General features: G+C 63.9%; 1 protein-coding gene. It reads left to right on the top strand.

Annotated elements, in window-relative coordinates; translation table 11 throughout:
• Positions 1-157: 157 nt before the first annotated feature.
• Positions 158-596 (top strand): IS66 family transposase (locus CFR80_RS18745; protein ID WP_456303550.1); only part of this gene is annotated, 439 nt, incomplete at its 3' end.

The following is a 596-nucleotide window of genomic DNA, read 5'->3' on the forward strand; positions in this document are numbered from 1 at the left end:
TCCATCTCTCCCCGTCACAATTGACTTGTCTGCTGGAGGGTGTGGACTGGCGCAATCCGCAGAAAACATGGAGACCTGAACTGGCGGGATAATAAAAACTGCGCCAGGTCAGCATATACTGGTACCCTTTTGAGCGCCCATGTGATCAACTGCCTTCATGACGGGAGATACGGACGACATCATCGCCTTGCGCGCAGCACTTGCCGCTGCCGAGGCGCGTGCCCAGGTCGCCGAACTCCGGGCCACTGATGCAGAATCGCGCGCGGCCAGCGCCGAAGCGCAGATTGCCCATCTCAAACATCTTATCGCGCGGATGCGCCAGGACCGTTTCGGCGCCTCGTCGGAGCGGGGGCGCCGCCTGCTGGCCCAGCTTGAACTCGAACTGGAAGAGCTGGAGACGACGCTCGCCGAGGACGCGCCCGAAAACGCCGTGAATCCCGCTGTCCGCGCGACAGCACCCAGGAGCAACCGGGGGCGCCAGCCCCTGCGTGCCGATTTGCCGCGCGAGCGGGTCGTCATCCCCGCACCGACACAGTGTCCGTGCTGTGGCAGCGATCGTCTGAGCAAACTGGGGGAGAGCGTCACCGAGACGCTGG

The sequence above is a fragment of the Komagataeibacter oboediens genome, from assembly GCF_003207815.1.
Taxonomy (GTDB): domain Bacteria; phylum Pseudomonadota; class Alphaproteobacteria; order Acetobacterales; family Acetobacteraceae; genus Komagataeibacter; species Komagataeibacter oboediens.